Origin of the sequence: Leptotrichia buccalis C-1013-b, assembly GCF_000023905.1 — a bacterium.
GTDB lineage: Bacteria > Fusobacteriota > Fusobacteriia > Fusobacteriales > Leptotrichiaceae > Leptotrichia > Leptotrichia buccalis.
Genome location: NC_013192.1, coordinates 1,654,926 through 1,674,168, shown reverse-complemented (window position 1 = coordinate 1,674,168; position 19,243 = coordinate 1,654,926). Strand labels below are relative to the sequence as shown.

General features: G+C 29.7%; 16 protein-coding genes. 7 read left to right on the top strand and 9 right to left on the bottom strand.

Features of this window, described 5'->3' with window-relative positions; translation table 11 throughout:
- Window positions 1-142 precede the first annotated feature (142 nt).
- From LEBU_RS07795 to LEBU_RS07780, 4 genes are all read left to right on the top strand, one after another.
- A complete protein-coding gene (locus LEBU_RS07795; RefSeq protein ID WP_015769792.1) occupies window positions 143-3,373 on the top strand; it encodes an autotransporter outer membrane beta-barrel domain-containing protein in 3,231 nt (1,076 codons plus the stop codon).
- Between the two features lie 243 nt (window positions 3,374-3,616).
- The gene (locus LEBU_RS07790; protein WP_015769791.1) at window positions 3,617-4,219 is read left to right on the top strand and encodes a lysozyme inhibitor LprI family protein; all 603 of its coding nucleotides are present in this window, start codon (window positions 3,617-3,619) and stop codon (window positions 4,217-4,219) included.
- Between the two features lie 30 nt (window positions 4,220-4,249).
- Entirely contained in the window at window positions 4,250-4,576 is a 327-nt protein-coding gene (locus LEBU_RS07785) for a hypothetical protein (RefSeq protein WP_015769790.1), read from the top strand.
- 163 nt (window positions 4,577-4,739) lie between these two features.
- A complete protein-coding gene (locus LEBU_RS07780; protein ID WP_015769789.1) occupies window positions 4,740-5,117 on the top strand; it encodes a hypothetical protein in 378 nt (125 codons plus the stop codon).
- 50 nt (window positions 5,118-5,167) lie between these two features.
- On the opposite strand, the gene LEBU_RS07775 is transcribed toward LEBU_RS07780, so the two are convergent.
- The gene (locus tag LEBU_RS07775) at window positions 5,168-6,328 is read right to left on the bottom strand and encodes an NADH-dependent flavin oxidoreductase (protein WP_015769788.1); all 1,161 of its coding nucleotides are present in this window, start codon (window positions 6,326-6,328) and stop codon (window positions 5,168-5,170) included.
- Between the two features lie 199 nt (window positions 6,329-6,527).
- On the opposite strand from LEBU_RS07775, the gene LEBU_RS07770 reads away from it, so the two are divergent.
- The 3 genes from LEBU_RS07770 to LEBU_RS07760 all read left to right on the top strand — a co-directional run bounded on the left by LEBU_RS07770 (window position 6,528) and on the right by LEBU_RS07760 (window position 9,095).
- Entirely contained in the window at window positions 6,528-7,415 is an 888-nt protein-coding gene (locus LEBU_RS07770) for a DUF4431 domain-containing protein (protein WP_015769787.1), read from the top strand.
- Window positions 7,416-7,548: 133 nt separating this feature from the next.
- Entirely contained in the window at window positions 7,549-8,196 is a 648-nt protein-coding gene (locus LEBU_RS07765) for a YiaD family glycine zipper/OmpA-like lipoprotein (RefSeq protein WP_015769786.1), read from the top strand.
- A gap of 83 nt (window positions 8,197-8,279) precedes the next feature.
- Complete coding sequence (locus tag LEBU_RS07760; protein ID WP_015769785.1) at window positions 8,280-9,095, top strand: hypothetical protein; 816 nt, start codon at window positions 8,280-8,282, stop codon at window positions 9,093-9,095.
- Between the two features lie 198 nt (window positions 9,096-9,293).
- Here LEBU_RS07760 and LEBU_RS07755 read toward each other — a convergent pair whose 3' ends face one another.
- From LEBU_RS07755 to rlmD, 8 genes are all read right to left on the bottom strand, one after another.
- The gene (locus tag LEBU_RS07755; RefSeq protein WP_015769784.1) at window positions 9,294-10,247 is read right to left on the bottom strand and encodes a LacI family DNA-binding transcriptional regulator; all 954 of its coding nucleotides are present in this window, start codon (window positions 10,245-10,247) and stop codon (window positions 9,294-9,296) included.
- Between the two features lie 51 nt (window positions 10,248-10,298).
- Window positions 10,299-11,237, bottom strand: a complete 939-nt coding sequence (locus LEBU_RS07750; RefSeq protein WP_015769783.1) for a nucleoside hydrolase — start codon at window positions 11,235-11,237, stop codon at window positions 10,299-10,301.
- Window positions 11,238-11,362: 125 nt separating this feature from the next.
- Complete coding sequence (gene rbsK, locus LEBU_RS07745; protein WP_015769782.1) at window positions 11,363-12,280, bottom strand: ribokinase; 918 nt, start codon at window positions 12,278-12,280, stop codon at window positions 11,363-11,365.
- A gap of 236 nt (window positions 12,281-12,516) precedes the next feature.
- Entirely contained in the window at window positions 12,517-13,320 is an 804-nt protein-coding gene (proC, locus tag LEBU_RS07740) for a pyrroline-5-carboxylate reductase (RefSeq protein ID WP_015769781.1), read from the bottom strand.
- A gap of 83 nt (window positions 13,321-13,403) precedes the next feature.
- A complete protein-coding gene (locus tag LEBU_RS07735; protein WP_015769780.1) occupies window positions 13,404-13,991 on the bottom strand; it encodes a cob(I)yrinic acid a,c-diamide adenosyltransferase in 588 nt (195 codons plus the stop codon).
- A gap of 189 nt (window positions 13,992-14,180) precedes the next feature.
- Window positions 14,181-15,479 carry an McrC family protein gene (locus LEBU_RS07730; protein ID WP_015769779.1) on the bottom strand — a complete coding sequence of 433 codons (1,299 nt, stop codon included), beginning with the start codon at window positions 15,477-15,479 and terminating at the stop codon, window positions 14,181-14,183.
- A gap of 14 nt (window positions 15,480-15,493) precedes the next feature.
- Window positions 15,494-17,605, bottom strand: a complete 2,112-nt coding sequence (locus LEBU_RS07725; protein WP_015769778.1) for an MrcB family domain-containing protein — start codon at window positions 17,603-17,605, stop codon at window positions 15,494-15,496.
- A gap of 76 nt (window positions 17,606-17,681) precedes the next feature.
- Entirely contained in the window at window positions 17,682-19,106 is a 1,425-nt protein-coding gene (gene rlmD, locus LEBU_RS07720) for a 23S rRNA (uracil(1939)-C(5))-methyltransferase RlmD (protein WP_015769777.1), read from the bottom strand.
- Between the last annotated feature and the right edge of the window lie 137 nt (window positions 19,107-19,243).

Genomic DNA, 19,243 nt, shown 5'->3' with positions numbered 1-19,243 from the left:
GTCTATCTACAGATATAAAAAATATAAGTTACTTTTAATAAAAAATTTTATAAGAAGGCAAAATAATTTTAAGAAACGCTTGGAACAATAACTTTAAAAGTTAAACTTCAAGCGTTTTTTTTTCAAAAGGAGATGAAGTGTCATGAGAAAAAACAAAAAATTAATGTTATTTGTAATATCACTATTAGCAATTGTAAGCTGTACAGAAGGAATTAAGGATATAAGGGATAAAATTATTGGTAAAAACCCAACAACACCAGTTGCACCTATTGCGCCTAACAATCCAGGAGGATCAAACGGAAACGGAGGAGGAAATGCTGGTAATACTAATCCGTCAAACCCAACTTCTCCTATAGTAAGTACTGACGCAAGATTCCAAAAAGTAAATCTTGGTGCGATTCCTAATTCAGAATTAGACATTTTTGCATATAACATTGCTGGAGAAAAACTGGACATACCTAAAACTGCCAGTAGAAATCATTATGAAGTTAAAGACAGAGAAGTTGGATTTTACTTGAATCGTTCAGCTACAAAACCGCTTACTATAGCTGTTCCAACAACAATGGATGTAAAAGCAGGCGGAGGAGCAATGGCATTTTTTGAAGGAAATAGCGTTTACAGTGGAAACACACACTTTTTTACAGATCCTCAGGAAGCCGTTAAACATTACTTGACAAAACTTATACACAATGCTGAAAAATTGACATTCAATATGGAACCTAATTCATATTTGTTCGTTCTTAAAGGTGTTGAGGTAGAATTATCTAAAACTGATGTTTCAGATCTTCTTGCCAAAATTCCTGCAAATCAAAGACCAACAATTAATGGTACTGACTATAAACTGGTTAAATTTGATAATTCCAGACTTTTTGTAGACAAAGATGTAAACTTGGATGATCCTAACGACTTGTATAATAAAGTAGATGTTACAAATTCTACTTTCACTATTAATTCTGGTAAAACAATTACTGGAACAAAAGACAACCAAATTGGAATTAAAGGATTGTATGGATTTGAATATGAATTTGTTCCAAACGATATGAACTATAACCGTGGTACTATCAATATGAAAGGTAGCAACTCAATCGGAGCATACGGTACTGCGTCAAATTTTAATAACCTTGGAACAATCTCAGTTGGAAAAAATTCAGCTGCAATTTACTGGAGTGCAGAATCTGAATTTGACTATGGACTGCTTGGACCTTCTGCTCCTATTCCGCACAACTCTGCAAGAAACGATGGAGATATTCTCCTTGGGGAAAATTCAACAGGAATGTATATGGACAAGCCTTACTTTGATAACAAAGGATTCATTACAAATTTAAATAATGGAAAAATTGAAAGTACAGCAGGCAATGTAATAGGAATGTGGGCAAATGTCCGTAACCAGAAGAAAGACCCTGCAGCTTCAGATACTCCACAAGATGTAATTGGAAGTGTTGGGGAAATCAATCTTTACGGAGATAAGTCAATCGGAATCTATGCTGGCGGAGATGGTGCCTATAATGTAGAAAATCAAAAATATTTTGGTTCTACTGGAAAAATCAGAATAGGTGATTCATCTGATAGAAACAACCCAAGTATGGGAATGTACAGCGATAATCCAAATGCAAAAATGATAAACAACGGAATTATAGAAATCGGTAAAGATTCAATCGGTATGGCAGGAATCAACGGAAACACTTTAGAAAACAAAGGAACTATCAGCATCACTAAAGATGGCGGTATCGGAATGTACTTGGCAAATGGTTCTAAAGGTACAAACAGCGGTACGATAACAACTGTTGGAACTCCAAAAGATGCAATTGGTGTAGTTGTAGGAAAAGATTCTGAATTCACAAATAATGGTAAAATCCACATCGAATCTGCTGGCGGTGCGGGAATTGTTGTTGCTGGCGGAATAATTAAGAATTATGGAGATATAGAAGTTAGTGGCGGTGCCGTAAGAGACCGTGTAGACAACACAAGAACTATTAAAGTTCTCTCAAATAAAACAAAACCAATTAATGGGGATTTGGGAGTTTACGTAGACACATTAGGAAAAACAAAACCAATTGAAGGTCTTTCAAACTTAGGATTACAAAGTGCTGACTTGTTAATCGGAGCTGAAGCTACTGAAAAAACTAACGCTACTGAAGTTACAGTTGGAAATGATGTACTTAATCCATTTAACAGATCTATTCAATCAAGTGGTATTGCAAACTGGAATGTAAAAACAGGTTCTTTAGTATGGGAAGCTGATTCAGAAATTAAAAATAACAAAGTAGAAAAAGTTACTTTGAAAAAACAATCTTATGCGAAATTTGCAGATAGTGAAACTTCTACAGAAGTAGCTAATGGACTGGATGAAAAATATACTGGAACTAGTGCAGATTCAAAAGATAAGCAAGTATTCAACTACTTAAATACATTGAGCGACAGAAAAGCATTAACAAGAACTTACCGTGAAATTAATGGAAATCAATATATCAATGTTCAACAAAGAATTGCACAGACTGACGATATTTTAGACAATAAACTTTCTGCTTTACAAAAAGAAAATGCTGATAAATCTGGACATCATGTTTCTACTTTCTTTAACAGGGATAAACATGAGGCAAGAACACCAGAATTAGCAGATTCAAACAGTTCAGCTTACGGAATTTCATACTTATTCAATAATGCTGATGCAAAACAGGGAATTTATGCCGGAACAGTTATTAACAACTTCAAATTTAAAGACAGTGGGAAATCAAAAGAAAATGTAACAATGTTTAAATTAGGTGCTTACAAGACATTTGACTTGAATAATCTTGAATGGACTTTAAGCGGAGATGGATTTGTTTCCAAAAACGATATGAAGAGAAGATTTGTAATCGGAAATAATATTTATGAAAACAAGGCTAACTACAATGCTTACGGATTTGCAATTAAGAACGAATTAGGAAAAACTTTCCAAGTTGGAGAAAATGTTACAGTTAAACCTTACGCTGGTCTAAAACTTGGTTATGGTAAATTTTCAAAAATTAAGGAAAAAGACGGAACTTTAAATATGGAAGTTAAAGGAAGCAATTACTATTCTGTAAAACCATCTGCAGGAGTTGAAGTTGGATATTCCGCTCCAATTACAGAAAACACTAAATTCAAAGCATCTTTAGGACTTGGCTATGAACATGAACTAGGAAAAGTTGAAAGCAAGGCAAACGAAGCTAAATTTGCGAACACAAGCACTAAAATTAACTTAAAAGGTGCAAAATACGAAAGACGTGGAAACTTCAAGAGCGACGTAAAAGTAGGATTTGAAGCAGGAAACTTTAATTTCACAGTAAATGGTGGATATGATACGAAAGATAAAAATGCTCATGTTGGTGTGGGACTTGGTGTTTCATTCTAATTTATTTTATATTTGATTTTAAAACAGAGACAGGACAGTATCTTGTCTTTGTTTTTTATATACAAATTTTTTAATTATATTCAGTTTTCTATAAAATGTGAATTTATAAAAATCAAATAAATCTAGATTTGAATAATTATAAAATTATATTAATTATGTTGACTTTTTTTAAATTTATAGTATAATGAATATCGAAGAAAAAAATAACAAATTATTAATAATTTTATAAACTGGAGGAAATCTATGAAAAAGAAATACCTAATTACCAAACTAATAATTATCCTGATACTGTCCTTAGTTATATCTTGTCAGAATAAAAATGCTGAATTAGAGAAAAAAATTGAAAAATTAGAAAAGGAAAATGCTGAAATATTACAAAAACAGCAGAATATTCAGACAAGTACTGTTCAAGCAAATCCTGAAAACACAGAAACAAAAAAAATTGAGAAAACTTCACAACCAAAAATATCAAACTATGAAAATAAAGTAAGAAGCAGAATTGCTAGTTATGAGGCTGCAAGAGATAAAGTAAGTGATGAATATGGATGGAGTCCAGAAGAAACAAATGCAAATGGACGTCTTAATGAAAAATTGGATGATGAACTTACAAAAGTTTACAATTTAATTATGGCAAGATTATCTGAAAGTGAGAAAATAGAGTTCAGAAATAAACAACGACAATGGTTAAAAATTAGAACAAAGAAAGTTGAAAATTCAAATAACGGCGAAGATGGAAATCCTGGAATGGGAGGAAGAGCTGGAGCAAATGTTGAAATAATAACTTATCAAGAATTTACAAAAGACAGATTAATTGAATTTGCAAAAATATATGACAATATGAATTAATAATTTTATAAAAGAAAGGAAAAAATAAAAATGAAAAACAAAATTTTAATATTAGGAATACTGGCTCTGATATCAGTAAATGTAAGTGCTGGATGGGCAAAATATAGAGATAGAATTATAAATGGTCTAAAATATTCCGTAGAAAACAACAATGCTCCGAATTATAGCAGTTATCAAAACAATTATTATGATAACGATTATAACGATGACTATGATGACGATAGTGACTACGACTATGATTACGATGATAGCGACGGCGATTATGATGATGATTACGATTGCGGATGTGATGATGACGACTACGATTATGATGATAGTGACTATGACTATGATTATGATAACTATTACTATTATTAAAATTTATTAAGATTAAATAAATCAATTATGGTAAACGAATTAAAGATACAGGTAAGGTACATTTTCACATATTGTGCATCAATTTTATACCTGTATTGATTTTTATTTTAGAAGTTAAAATTTTAAATTAAAATAAATAAAATTTAGAAAGGAGAATGAAAAAATGAAAAAAATACTATTTTTATTAACAATGTTACTATGTTCATTTACACTAATGGCAGATTTTGAAGATGAACCAATTGAAATTCAATCAGGTTATTGCGAAGGAAGAGGAAAAATTTTAAATAGAGAAGAAGATCTTCCATATATAGGAATGACAACTACTTATTCATTATGCAGAATTAACGGATTAAGATACAAAAACATCAAAGTCATAAGAGAAGCAAGAATATTTGGACATCTAGAAAGATTTAAATTACAATCAAAAGAAAATTATGATGGAAAATTACTTTGTATGCAAGTAGATTACGATAATAGAATTTTAAGAATTTTCCCTCCCGTAGATCAGTTATGTGAAGGAATTGAAAGAGAAAGAAGATAATAAAATTATTTTAACAGGGACAGAATTTTGCCCCTGTTTTATATTAAAATTTATTTCATTTTTCTTAATAAATCTAATGTTTTCTGCGGTATAGAGCCATTCCCTTCCATTGCCACTACTATTGGCGGGAAGTTTTTCGGAAGTGCCAAATCTTCAATTTTATTTTCCACATCTAGTGTTATCTCATTTTCTTTTCCTGCGGATATTTTATTTTTTGTATCAGGATCTATTATTATTAGTGAAGCTAATGCCAGTAAATCTACATATTCGCTAGCTTCTAAGATTTTATCAGCACTAGTTATGTCTCCTGCTCCAATTAATAATGCTCTGCCGTCAATAACGGATTTTATAACTTTGTTAATTGATTGCCCTTTACATTGTCCTAAAACGGCTTTACTAGCGTAGGCACGTTTTCCCCAAAGGGATGTGTGAATGTAGTCTACTCCTAATCTTACGACTTCATTGATTAAATACAGGCTGTCGTCTAGTAAATAACCAACGTCTTCGTTGTGAATTTCTTCGGGTGAGAGTCTATACCCAACTATGAAATTATTTTTAGCATTTTCTTTTACGTATTTTTTTACTCTTTTTACAATTTCAAGAGCAAATTTTGCCCTATTTTCAATTCGTCCTCCATATTCATCTATTCTTGTATTGGAAGTTTTTGAAAAAAATTGCTGTATCAGATAATGATTTGCCCCATGAATTTCTATTCCATCAAAACCTGCTTCAACAGCTCTTCTTGTTGCTTGTACAAATTGTTCAATGGTTTCTTCTACTTGCTCTTTTGACATCGCTGTTATTGGATATGGAATAAAAGGTAAATTTAGATTACTCGGAGCATAAACTACGCCTTTGTCCTTATAAGTAAATTTTGCCTGATAACCAGGGTGATATATTTGAACTATCGCTTTATTTCCTTTAGATTTCATAGCCGCTACCAATTTTTTCCAATCATCGACTTGACTGTCATCATATAATCCCAGCCCATAACCAAAAGCATTTCCATCTGGAGTAACACTTGTAGCACCTGTAATAAGAAGCGAAGCAGAGTCAGAACGTCTTTCAAAATATTTTATATCATCTTCGCCTACATTTCCTTCATAGCTTGAACCATTGACAACCATTGGTGCCATCACAAATCTATTTTTTACAGTTGCCCCATTAGGAAATTTTACCGTTTCAAATAATTTGTTAAATTTTTCGTTCATATTTATCATCCCTTTATATTATTTTTTAAACTTCTATAATATATTATAACTTGAAATTCAAAATTATCAATTGTTTTTGATTATTAAGAAAAAATAAATTCTATTAGCTATACTATTTTTTAAATTTATGAGCTATAATAATACTAAGATATAAATTTTTTTGTGCAATTAATAAAAAATAAGGAGGATGATTGATGAAATGAAAAAAATTATATTTTTCATAATATTTTTATTATTATTATCATGTGGAAAAAAGGAAAATGGTGACAATTCGCGTAATTCAAGCAATTTAAGTAGTAATAATGGAAAGATTAAAAAAAGTGAAAATGAAAAAAGTGTAGAAGAACAGATAAAGGAAATGGTCAGTATTTGGAATGAAGCTTCCAGTAATGCCGATTTTGATACTTTAGAGAAAATTTTAGGAGATAGAATTGAATATTATCAGTCTTCTGTTACAAAAGCCTACTATATTTCCGATCAGAAAAAATTCTTTGTAAAAAATCCTGTTTACGGACAAAAAATTAAAGGCGATATTATTGTTACCCAAATTTCAAATAAGCAGGTAAAAGCTGAATTTGTAAAGGAAGTTACAACTAAAAAAGGCGTAAAGGATTATCCTTCATATTTAGTTTTTGAAAATGTAAACGGAGAATGGAAACTGATTTTAGAAAGTGATACGATTTCTGATGCCAATATTGCAAGAATGAGAGGTGGGAACAACAAAGTTCAGAGACAACAATCTACTACTATAACTTCTAATAATCAGTCGACATATGATTATGGACCTTCAGTTACAATTGTTGGAACGCTTATAAGCAGAAAATATCAAACTATAAATAATTCTGTAACAGATGTGTTCTTTTTAAGATTAAGTAGACCTATTACAGTAGTAGGAGATGCTGAAGATAGCCCGACTGAAACAAATGTACAGGAAATTCAGTTAATGGGAGAGGAAACACGTTCCTTATTCGATAGAGATATTTTAGGAAAAAGAGTGCAGGTTACTGGTGAATTATTTCATTCGCATACAGCACATCATCACACTGAAGTTTTAATTATGACTTCAAATATAAATTTTTTAAATTAATATTAAAACATTAAAATAAATACTCTAAAATCAATAAAATAAAATTATTTCAAAGTTAAATTAAATTGAAATAACAGGAAAAATGTTGTATAATTTATTGAAAACAGATTTTTTACTAAAAGGAGGAGTCATTATGAAAAAAGTATTGGCAATTATTCTGTTATCTTTATTATCAATCGTTTCTTGTACAACTGCTGCTGATGGGACACGAAAAGTTAGTAAAACTGGAGTTGGTGCTGGAATTGGTGCAGCGGCTGGAGCTGTAATTGGTCAAGCCATAGGAAAGGATACAAAAGGTACATTAATTGGTACAGCTGGAGGAGCAGCTGTTGGAGCGGCTATTGGGAATATTTTTGACAGACAAGAAAAAGAATTAAAAGACAAATTGAAAGGAACTGGTGTAGAAGTAAGAAGAACTGGTGAAGGTGAAATCAAATTAACAGCACCTGAAAATATTACTTTCGACTTAAACAGTTATGTAGTGAAACCACAATTCAGAGGAACATTGGATTCAGTAGCAACTGTATTAAAAACTTATCCTGATTCAACAATTATAGTATCAGGACATACAGATACATCAGGAAATGATGCAATTAACAATCCATTATCTGTAAATAGGGCAGCTTCAGTAGCTTCTTACCTTCAATCACAAGGTATAGCAAGTTCAAGAATGACTTATCGTGGATATGGAAGTAAAATGCCTATCGCAAGTAATGCAACAGAAGCTGGAAGAGCTCAAAATAGAAGAGTAGAAATTGCTATCATTGCAAATCAAAAATAATTTTTAAATTTTTAGGAGTTTTTTCAAAATACATTTTTGGATTAACTCCTTTTTCTTTATAAAAAATTTTAGGAGATTTATTTATGAAAAAAAATATTTTATTAAAATTTATTCTATTAACAAATATTTTAATAGGAATTGTGTTAAATGCAGGAAATAAAGAAAATTTTAACAATTTCGGAACATTTTCCTATAGAATGTCAAATAATCCAACATACATTAGTTATGGTATAATTAGTGGTGATGGAGATAAATATCCAGTCCAGCTGAATGTAGGAAACTATTTGGCTTTTATGCCTTCTCGATATGCTGCAGTAAACGTTTATGAATTTCTGTCAGATACTTTGCAAAAAGATTTTAAAATTATAAAAGTGAATAAAAAAGGAAAAATAACTGATGAATCTAAAATTATAAAATATTCACTAAACGATTTTTTTTCAAATTATAAAGATAACGTGGATATGGAGAAAGCTGAGTTAAAATCATTAGGAATAGTCTTTGCAGGAGTTAAAAATGTAGATAAAGATGAGTACAAAATAACTGCTTATGCAAATAAGGGAATTTCAGGCGGAATTGATAGCACAGGATTTAATTGGTTAAATTTAGCAATTCCAATGAATTCAGCATTTTACATAAAAAAAATTGATGACAAGAAAATAGTCTGGTCTCCAAATCGTAGTTACAAGAGTATTCAATATACTTTTTCAATACAGGATGGAAAAGTGGTTGCTGTTGATAAAAAAGGAAAATATTACTTGTCAATTTATCAAAAAGAAAACTCATTGTTTGTTGATACAGCGAAACGTAGCCTTGAATTTCGAATAAATCAGAATAATAACCAGTTGGAATATTGGATAAATAATAAATTAAAATATGTAGAAAAATATCAGATTATGTAATCATAATTTTTTAGATTCAATTTAAATTTTTGATTCTTTCGTCAGTTTAATAAATAAAAAGGCTGTTTCACAAAATTATCTTTATGAGACAGCCCCCAAATTTATTGAATGTATTGATATTTAGTTAGATTGCATTATAAAAATGAAAAATTAAATATAATTTTCATATTTTTTTATTCTGAGATAGCCTTTTTATTATTAAAGGCTTATTTCAACTGTTGTATCTGAAGTATCATTTTTTAGCAGTGATTCCAATATTTCTATACTTTTTTTAGCTAATTCTGAAAAAGGCATATTATAAGACACTATTTTCTCATCAATAAATCTTATGATTTCATTATCTTCAAAAGTTGCAATCTTTATGTTTTCAGAATTTATGTTTAATTCTTTTAAAACCTTTAAAAATCCTAATGTCATTGAGTTATTAGAAATATATATGGCATCTATTTCTCTTTTTAAAATTTCTTTTCCCAGATTATACCCACTTTCCAATGTGAAATCTCCATAAAGTACTAATTTTTTATCATACTTAATCCCATTATCTTTTAAGGCTTTTTTGTAACCCTCTAATCTTTCCTTTGCTGTACTTATAGTTTGAGGTCCCGCTAAAAATCCTATTTTTTTCTTTCCATATTTTATAAATTTTTCTATAACTCTGTAAACTGAATGAAAATTTTCAAAAAATACTCCAGGCATCTGTTTGTCTATTTTTCTGTCAATTAGTACTAATGGTATTTTTGAAGATGTCTGATCAAAAAAATCAATTTTATCATATGAATTTTGAGTTACTGCAATAATTATCCCTTTAACTCTCTGCTCTATGAATAATTCTATATATTTTTCCTGTAATTCAAAATTTTCATTTGAACATCCTAGAATAATATTTAAGTTTCGTCTGTTTGCTTCATTAACTATTCCATCCATTATACTTGCAAAATATAAATTTTTTATATCAGGAATTATTATTCCTATTGTATTATTTTCATTTTTAGAAAGATTTCTTGCAATTACATTGGGATAATAATTATTTTCCTTTATAATCCGATTTATTCTTTCCTTTGTTTCTTCTCTTACATTGTCATTATTATTGATTACTCTTGAGACAGTTGCTACAGAAACATTTGCCAGTCTCGCTATATCCTGTATTTTCATAATACCACCGTTTCATTTTTATTTCATATTATTTTACATTTTAACGGTGTATTAGAGATTATCGTATAATTTGAAATTTTCGTAAACAAGATTCCAGAATCTGTCAAAATCAAGTTTTACTGCTACATCAACATTTGGTTCTTTCTTGAGTATCCCAAAATAATCACATATTGTTCTGCCATACGATTTTTCACTCCAAAGTTCGATTTCACAGAACATGGGTTTAACTTCTATGCATTCAGGATCAATTATATAAGCAATAGTAGTAGGATCATGAACAGGAGGGGCATTCAAACCGAAGATATTTTTCTGAGCAGACGTAAAAAATTCCATTGACTCTACAAATACTCTTGATGCTTTGTTATTCAGCGTTCTTATTTTGTCCACTACTTCCTTAGTTGCCAAAGCCTGCCTTGTTAAATCTAGTCCCATCATTACCAGTTTTACTCCTGAAGTAAATACAATATGTGCCGCTTCAGGGTCTGCAAGAATGTTAAATTCTGCTGCTGGTGTCGTATTTCCTAGCTGATACGAACCGCCCATTAATACTATCCTATTAATTTTTTCTATTATTTTAGGCTCAAATCTCATTGCCATTCCAATATTAGTTAATGGTCCTATAGGAACAAGCGTTATTTTCTCATCTGAATTCATTAAAGTATCTATAATAAAATTTACTGCATGTTTATCTTCAGCTTTTATTTTTAATTCGTCAAATTTAGGACCATCTAATCCCGTTTTTCCATGTATATTGCCAGCTGTCAATTGTTCTCTTACCATCGGTTTTGACATTCCAGCATAGATGGGAATATTCAAATTCAAATGATTACAAATTTTAAGAGCATTGTTTACTGTCTTTTCAAGTTTCTGATTTCCTGCAACAACTGTAATTCCTAACAATTCAATTTTGGGATTTATTCCAGCTAGCATTATTGCTACGGCATCATCATGCCCAGGATCACAATCCAAAATTATTTTTTCCTTTTTCATTTTCTCTACTCCTACTTTGTCTTAATTTTTTTATTTTTTTCAATTATAAATACTTAATATTAAAGTTTCAATTAAGGATTATTTCTTTTTATGTAATCGCTTATATTTCTTCTTTTAATTTTTTCTCAATTTTTTCTCAAAAAATCTTTTATTTCATCTTTTGTAGGAATTGAACTCTGTGCACCCTGCCTTGTCACAACTATTGCTGAAACTGCTGTTGCATATTTTATTGCTTCACCTGTATCTCCGCATTCACATATTTTCATGGCAAATGCTCCAATAAAGGAATCTCCTGCTGCAGTTGTATCTATTGCTTTTACCTTATATGCTTCATACTTATTGATATCATTATTTTTATCAAAATAGACACAGCCTTTTTCACCTAACGTAAGAATAATATTTTTTATTCCGTGTTCTTCTTTTTTATGAAGTATTTTTTCAGCATATCCTTCATCGGAAATTTTTATTTCAAATATTTCTTCCATTTCGGTTTCGTTAAGTATTAAATAATCTGTGTTATGAAAAATTCTATCATTTAATTTTGTTGCGGGAGCCGGATTAAATACTGTAATTTTTCCAAGTTCCTTAGCTTTCAGAAGACAAAATTCAACTACAGAAAGTGGAATTTCATTTTGTAGAATTACTACATCATTTTCTGCTATTACATTTACTTTATTCTGAATATCTTTTTCTGTAATTTTAAAATTACTTCCTGCAATAACAATGATATTATTATCACCATTTTTATCTACTGTTATTATAGCTCTTCCTGTTAATTCATCACTTTTAATGACATTATCAGCTTTAACTCCATTATCAACTAAGTTCTGAATCAACTTCTCTCCTTGACTATCCTTTCCTACCATTCCTATCATTTCAGTTTTCATTCCAAGTTTAGCTACTGCAACAGCCTGATTCGCACCTTTTCCTCCACAACTTTCATAAAATTCATTTCCAAAAATCGTTTCTCCTAGTTTAGGCAATTTTTCCACCTTTACAGTCATATCCATATTTAAACTTCCAATTACAAGTGCTTTTTTCATTTTATCACCTCCATTTAACTTTTAAAATGTAACCGCTTACATAACTTTGTTATTATGAGTATACCTCATTTTTTTGAAAAAACAAGAGCAAAATGAAAAATAAATTTTAAAATTATTCCACATATGTATAAATACAGCTTTTCAATATTAAAATTGATATTTTCTCAAATTTTTCTAATAAAAAAACTGCACCTCAGTCTTGTTTATGTCCAAGATTTTGGGTACAGTTCATTTTTTCACTCCCCTGCCATTTCCTTTGATTTTTCCGTACAAGCCTTGACAGCTTCCATCACCGTTCCTCTAAATTTACCATCTTCCAGTACTTTCAAGGCGGCAATTGTAGTTCCTCCTGGAGAAGTTACCTCATCTTTTAAAATTCCTGGATGTTTTTTTGTTTCAAGCATCATTTTAGCTGAGCCCAAAACTGTTTGAGCAATGATTTCGTAAGCCTTGTCTCTTGGCATCCCTTCCAGTACCCCACCATCCGAAAGAGCCTCCATAAATACATAAACATACGCTGGTAAAGAACCGCTAATTCCAGTATAGGCATGCATAAGCTTTTCCTCAATTTCAATACTTTTTCCAAAACTATTCAACAATTTAAAAATCATACTTTTTTCATTTTCCTGAATGTTCTGATTAAAAGAAACTGCGGTCATTCCTTCCATCACTTGAGCAGGTGTGTTTGGCATAGTTCTAATAACTTTTTTGTCAGTTCCAATAATATTTTCAATAAAATCAATGCTAATTCCAGCAGCAATTGATAAAACAATCGTTTTTTCCGACAAATCATCTTTTATTTTATCCAGTACTTTTGGAACAATATTTGGTTTTACAGAAAGAATGAGAATGTCACTTTTATTTGCAAGTTCGTTTTCATTTTCTGCTTTTTTTACTCCATACTCTTTTGATAATTCTTCAATTTTTTCCTTGTTTAAATCAAAAATAGCTATATTTTTATTTTCAAGAAAGTTTGAAGATGTAACGCCTTTCAATATAGAGCTTCCCATATTTCCTGCTCCAATAATTCCTAATTTCATTTAATTCTGCTCCTTGTCCTTATATTTTTTAAAAAAGCCCTTTTAGAAATATTCAAATAATCTTAAAAAATTTTAAATATATATTATTTATTATTTCTAAAAATTTTAGCACTTTTTTTATATACTGTTTCACTAAATCCCAATTTCAAATTTACAAGACAAGCTACTACGAAAAAATAGTCCGAAAGTCTATTTATATACTGAAGTCCAATTTTATTTATTCCTTCATCTGCTTCAATTACGGCTATCATCTTTCGCTCCAAATTACGCACACTTGTACGCATCATATGAAACAAGCTCGAAATTTTACTTCCTCCCGGAATTATAAAACATTCTAATCTAGGCAGCAACGGAATATATTCATCCATTCTCTGCTCAAGCCACTCTACATCACCAATCTGCTGCTTGTATTCTCGTATCCCTTCAGGTACTGCTAAATCACTTCCACAGTCAAAAAGCTGCTGCTGTATATTTTCACATTCTTCCCGAATTTCCCCAAGCACGCTATTTAATTTTTCATCTTCACGAATTTCTGCCACAATAACTCCAAGCAGTGAACAAACTTCATCCATTGTTCCATACGCTTCCACTCTCACATGAGTCTTGCTCACACGTTCTCCTCCAGCAAGTCTTGTAAAACCTTCATCACCATATTTTGTGTATATTTTCATAAATATCAACTTCCTTTTCTTGATTTTTTTATTTTTTTATTCCAATATATTTTTTTCTTTACATCAGAAAAAACTTTATAGACACAGAGTTCAGATTGAACAGATGATTAACTTAATCAAAAACATCTTCTCGTTAAATTCTATCGTAATGTCTCTGTAAATTTATCTTTTGCTTATATAAATTTAAAATTACCTAATCTTGTCTCTCAAAACTTCTAGCGAGCTTTCAATATTTTCCAAATCTACAAAATAAATATTTACAGTTGTTCCATCACCCGAATTAAATGAAATTTCTGAATGTTCTTTCATTTCATCATTCAAAGGGTATAAAAGCCATATTTCTGAGGCTTTATATTTTTTTGAATAAGCATACATTTGATACATATCACTTTGAGAAATACCGTAATTAATACGTTCGTTATTAACGAGTTTCTTCCATTTGGTATCCATAATAATAGTTCGTTCTCCACGCTTGCAAACAATATCAGGTATTAAAGCGAATTGTAGTCTTGGTTTAGTAAATAAATAGTAACCTCTATCTTGACTTGATACATTCCAACCGTCTTCCCCTAGTATTTTTTTCAAATGTTTAGCTACATAACTTTCATATACTTTTTCCATTGAAAATAATAATGCTCTAGAATTATTATTTCCAGAAAAAGTTGTAAAAGATTTATTTAGTAAAAATACTTTTGACCATTGCATAATCATTTCATAATCCCTATTACTTCTATTTATTCTAACCTTTGAAAAGTCGGCTGTATAATTCATTGAAGCATCTATTATTTCAAAAAAAACTAATAACTGCCTTATTTCTTTTGAATTTTCTGCACTTGTTGTAAGTTTTTGTAATTTTAACAATGTAGCCTTAATTAACTTATTTTCAACTCTATTAGGATTAAATTCATCATAGGCAACATAAAAACGTTCTTTATGTACTAAGTTTATTTTAAAATGCTGCGATGTCAATAACTTCCCTTTATAATAGTTTAAATTATCTTCTTTGAAAATATAATCTGATTTAATTCCTATTTTTATTAATCGCCTTATTTCTTGTAAATACATATTAATAAATATTTCATAAAGATTCATACGCTCAACTTGAATATTGGAGTTATTAAATACTTTACTTGGAAAATCTCTCATACTTCTTAACATATTGAGAAAAATTTTTTTAGTATTCCTATTTTCTGAATCATCACTATTTGTAAAACTTATTTTAGGAAGAATTTGTATTTGATATCCATTTTTCATTTGAATTAACCCTACATAGTTTTTAATTGACACAATATTCCCAATATTACGTTTATATGAAATTCTCATGAAATCAAGTACATCTGCAACTTCTTCATTTGCAGTAAATTGATGAATAAATTCAATTAGATTTTCAAAAGCTACAGTATCTAAATATTTGTATTTTTCATCATTTTTAAAATTAGGATTTCCAGTGATTATATCAAACTCTTTTACTTCTAAAAATTTATTCATTAAATTACCGCTTTCTAAAGAATCTGTTTATAACTTTCAATATTAAGAAAAGCTTCTTTATTAATAGTATATTTCTTCTCTGGAAGATCTACAACATCAACAGCATTCTCCTTATTCTCCTTAAATATATTCTTCACTTTTACTTCTTCATCTTTAATAAATTTTGTTGAAGCATCTACTTTGCCATTATCACCTAAAACTAACTGTATTTTTTGATAATCTTCATAGAAATATTCTTGTAAAAGTGGAATTATAGATTTTTCAAAAATAGAAGCTAATGTCTCGATTGTTGGATCATCCTTAAGCTTGGTAAAAAATGCATGTCCAATTGTATGCTCTCTATCATAAAGGAATGTAATACGTTCGTTAATTTTTTCCAACATAGCAGCAACATCAAGATCATCAACCTTATCAGCACCAATATCTCTGAGGACTTTCGTATCTGGGATCATTTCAACAAACTGAAATCTTCTACGAAGAGCTGTATCCATAAGAGCGATTGAACGATCGGCAGTATTCATTGTTCCTAAAATATAAACATTAGAAGGCACACTAAAAAGATTGCCAGAGTAAGGAAGAATTGTTGACATCTCTTCAATCATTCCTTTACGTTTGGTATTTTCAATAAGAGTAATCAATTCACCAAAAATTTTAGAAATATTACCTCTGTTAATTTCATCTATAATAAATACATAAGATCCATTATTTTTTTCAATATGAGTTTCCTTCAATTCAACATTTTTTTTGATTGCAAATTCCATCAAATCCTTGATGTTCATGTTTGGTAATCTTGATACAGTCTTTCTCTGCAACCACTTATTTCCATTTAAAATTGTCACATCATCGTTTATATCACGAACAAGCCAAATTACATCTCTAGTAGTACTATCTGATTCAGTATTTTCAAGTTTATAAGCTTCGTCTGAAGTAGCTATTGCAATACCTCTAATATTCTTTCTATTACCATCTGTTGTAATAATAATATCACCTTCATTTATTTGGTTTACAAATTCTTTTGCACCTTTATCATGAATTCCAAAGCCTATCCTAATATAATTATTTACAAAACAATCATTTTGTACTTTAGATCCAACTGTAACTTTCCAAATTGTTGCATCTTTATCAATAAAAAATTTATCATTTTTTATTGTTATTTTTTCTGTTTCTTCACAGAAAGATTTAAAAATTCCAGATTTTATTTTATACTCTATATTTCCAGAACTATCATCATTATTGTCTTCAACAATTATTGGACTGATACCTTCAATAAATTCCTCATATCCGTAAGATTGATGAAATGTAGTAAATGCAATTCGACCTTCTTTTTTCAATTCATTATATCTATGCAATACTTTTTCATACTCTTCAGATTGCACATCTTCAATATTTTTACTTTCGCATATTGCCACTGCGTAATTGACAGTGTTATAAGTTTTTCCAGTTCCTGGAGGACCATATAAGATTGTATTCAAACTACTATTCTTCATATTTTTACCGCCTCTTTCATTATCTAGTTTATTTTTTGATATAGAATTTTTTAAAGAAACAAATTCTTTATAAATATCTATCATATTTTTCAAATCTTCCCTTAATTCAAACTCTTCAGGTAAATTTTGAATATTATAGGCTTTCGAAAAAATACAACCTGCCTCATACATTTCAGGTATTTCAGATGTTGTTTTTTGACACAGTAATTTTATATTTTCTTTAGAAAATCCTCTTGATTCGATTTTTTCTTGAATAAAACTACTATTCTCTTTTAATTTTTTAATAGTTTCAGTTTTATTATGATATTGTTTTTTGAGTTCAGTACATCCTTGATTAAAAGTTAAATAAAGTGTTTTGTCCTTTTCTGAAAGTAAATATACAATGTATTCCCCTTTTTGTACAGAAGTAGTTATTTTTCGATCATAAATAGCAACCCAAGGTACAGCAGCCGAATTTCCTTGTCCAACACTGCCTTTCACAATATATTCCTCTTTTTTTATAATACCTGTCTTAAAAATTTTTTCAGGAACCTCTTTTCTTATAAAATCTCCTAAATCTTTGTTACTAAGAGATTTGTTTTTCTCCTTTGAATATTCATTAATAAATTTTTCTACAAATTCACGCAATACATTTTCCACTTAATTTTTCTCCTTATTGTTATTATAGCTTATCTTACATTGTAATTTAAAATCTATTAAAATTACAATTCTATATCTACTTAAGGGGTGTGATTCTTTGTATCATCCCCACTACTTCAATATGCCCAGTCTGCGGGAACATATCCACAGGAGCAACTTTCCTTAGTACATATCCATTTTCAGCCAAAATCTTCACATCTCGTGCAAAAGTGGCAGGATTGCAAGAAATATAGACAATTTTTTCAATTTTGTTCTTTACAACACTCTTTAATGCTGACTCTTCGATTCCTCGTCTTGGCGGGTCAAAAACTATTGCTCCGACATCTTCTCTCTTCAAAATTTTTGGGAGTTCCTTCTCAACTTTTCCATTTACAAATTCTACATTTTGAATGGAGTTTTCATAAGAAGTCAGTTTTGCAGCAAGTGTTGAACTTTCGATACTTTCAATTCCGATAACCTTTTTTATGTTTTTTGAAAGCATCATCGCAATTGTTCCAGTCCCTGAAAATGCGTCAATTACTGTTTTTTCATAGATTTTATCAATATTTTTATTTTCTTCATTCAAAAAGTTTATTGCAGCATCGTAAAGTTTCAGTGCCTGTTTTTTATTAATTTGGAAAAATGAATTTGGATAAATCTTGAATTTTAATCCTTCCATTTCCTCTTCCAAATACTGGCTTCCAAATAAATGGACATTTTTACCTAAAATTACATTATTCTGTTCAGTTTTTACAGAAATATAGATTGATTTTATGCAGTCATTTTCATCATACATTTCTTCAAGTACTTTTGAAAGCTGATTATACTGCGAATTTTTATTTACGACAACAACTATCATAACTTCATCTTTTTCATTATTTCTAATCATTATCTGCTTCAAAAATCCAGTATTATTCACTTCGTTAAAAACTTTAAATTCCTTTTTTGTACCTGCAAAACTATTTACTTTCTGCAAAAATTTATCAATAATTATTTTGGCAATTTCTGACTTTAGAAGACTTTCTTTAGCTGAAAACACATTGTGGGACTTTCTTGAATAAAATCCCGTCTGAATAATCCCATTCTTTTTGAAAAATGGCTCAGCCGTCTTGTTTCTATAATTAATTTTTTTATCACTTCCAATAATTTTGCTAATTTTTACCTTTTTCAAATCAATTTCAGCAATCTTTGTCAACACTTCTTCAAGCATCTTATCCTTATATTCAAGCTGTTTCTCATATTTAAGCATTCCAAAATCACAGCCATCAAAATCCTCAAAACTAATTTTGGACAAATCCTCAATCCTGTCCTTTGATGGTTCAATTATCCTAGTTATAAGCCCTCTTGCATACGACTTTTTCACCGAAATAATTTTCACTTCCAATTTATCTCCTGGCACACTCATCGGTACAAATACTGCAAATCCATCAACTCTTCCAAGTCCTTCTCCACCAAACACTATTTTTTCTATTTCAATTTCCAGTTTTTGCCCAACTTCATAATTATTTTTTATTTTATTCATATCATTCCTTTTTTTAATTTTCTTTAAGTATTATCATTAATAATTTTTATTATAAATTATGCTATTTTTTTTGTTTTTTTAGAATAAAGGGAAATAATTTCTATCCTTTTTACAATCTTGGCTCGTTTAAGTATTTT

What these genes read in the sequence shown, in the direction of transcription:
- LEBU_RS07795 (WP_015769792.1), top strand. Translation starts at nt 143, where the DNA reads ATGAGAAAAAACAAAAAATTAATGTTATTTGTAATATCACTATTAGCA.
- LEBU_RS07790 (WP_015769791.1), top strand. Translation starts at nt 3,617, where the DNA reads ATGAAAAAGAAATACCTAATTACCAAACTAATAATTATCCTGATACTG.
- LEBU_RS07785 (WP_015769790.1), top strand. Translation starts at nt 4,250, where the DNA reads ATGAAAAACAAAATTTTAATATTAGGAATACTGGCTCTGATATCAGTA.
- LEBU_RS07780 (WP_015769789.1), top strand. Translation starts at nt 4,740, where the DNA reads ATGAAAAAAATACTATTTTTATTAACAATGTTACTATGTTCATTTACA.
- LEBU_RS07775 (WP_015769788.1), bottom strand. Translation starts at nt 6,328, where the DNA reads ATGAACGAAAAATTTAACAAATTATTTGAAACGGTAAAATTTCCTAAT.
- LEBU_RS07770 (WP_015769787.1), top strand. Translation starts at nt 6,528, where the DNA reads ATGAAAAAAATTATATTTTTCATAATATTTTTATTATTATTATCATGT.
- LEBU_RS07765 (WP_015769786.1), top strand. Translation starts at nt 7,549, where the DNA reads ATGAAAAAAGTATTGGCAATTATTCTGTTATCTTTATTATCAATCGTT.
- LEBU_RS07760 (WP_015769785.1), top strand. Translation starts at nt 8,280, where the DNA reads ATGAAAAAAAATATTTTATTAAAATTTATTCTATTAACAAATATTTTA.
- LEBU_RS07755 (WP_015769784.1), bottom strand. Translation starts at nt 10,247, where the DNA reads ATGAAAATACAGGATATAGCGAGACTGGCAAATGTTTCTGTAGCAACT.
- LEBU_RS07750 (WP_015769783.1), bottom strand. Translation starts at nt 11,237, where the DNA reads ATGAAAAAGGAAAAAATAATTTTGGATTGTGATCCTGGGCATGATGAT.
- rbsK (WP_015769782.1), bottom strand. Translation starts at nt 12,280, where the DNA reads ATGAAAAAAGCACTTGTAATTGGAAGTTTAAATATGGATATGACTGTA.
- proC (WP_015769781.1), bottom strand. Translation starts at nt 13,320, where the DNA reads ATGAAATTAGGAATTATTGGAGCAGGAAATATGGGAAGCTCTATATTG.
- LEBU_RS07735 (WP_015769780.1), bottom strand. Translation starts at nt 13,991, where the DNA reads ATGAAAATATACACAAAATATGGTGATGAAGGTTTTACAAGACTTGCT.
- LEBU_RS07730 (WP_015769779.1), bottom strand. Translation starts at nt 15,479, where the DNA reads ATGAATAAATTTTTAGAAGTAAAAGAGTTTGATATAATCACTGGAAAT.
- rlmD (WP_015769777.1), bottom strand. Translation starts at nt 19,106, where the DNA reads ATGAATAAAATAAAAAATAATTATGAAGTTGGGCAAAAACTGGAAATT.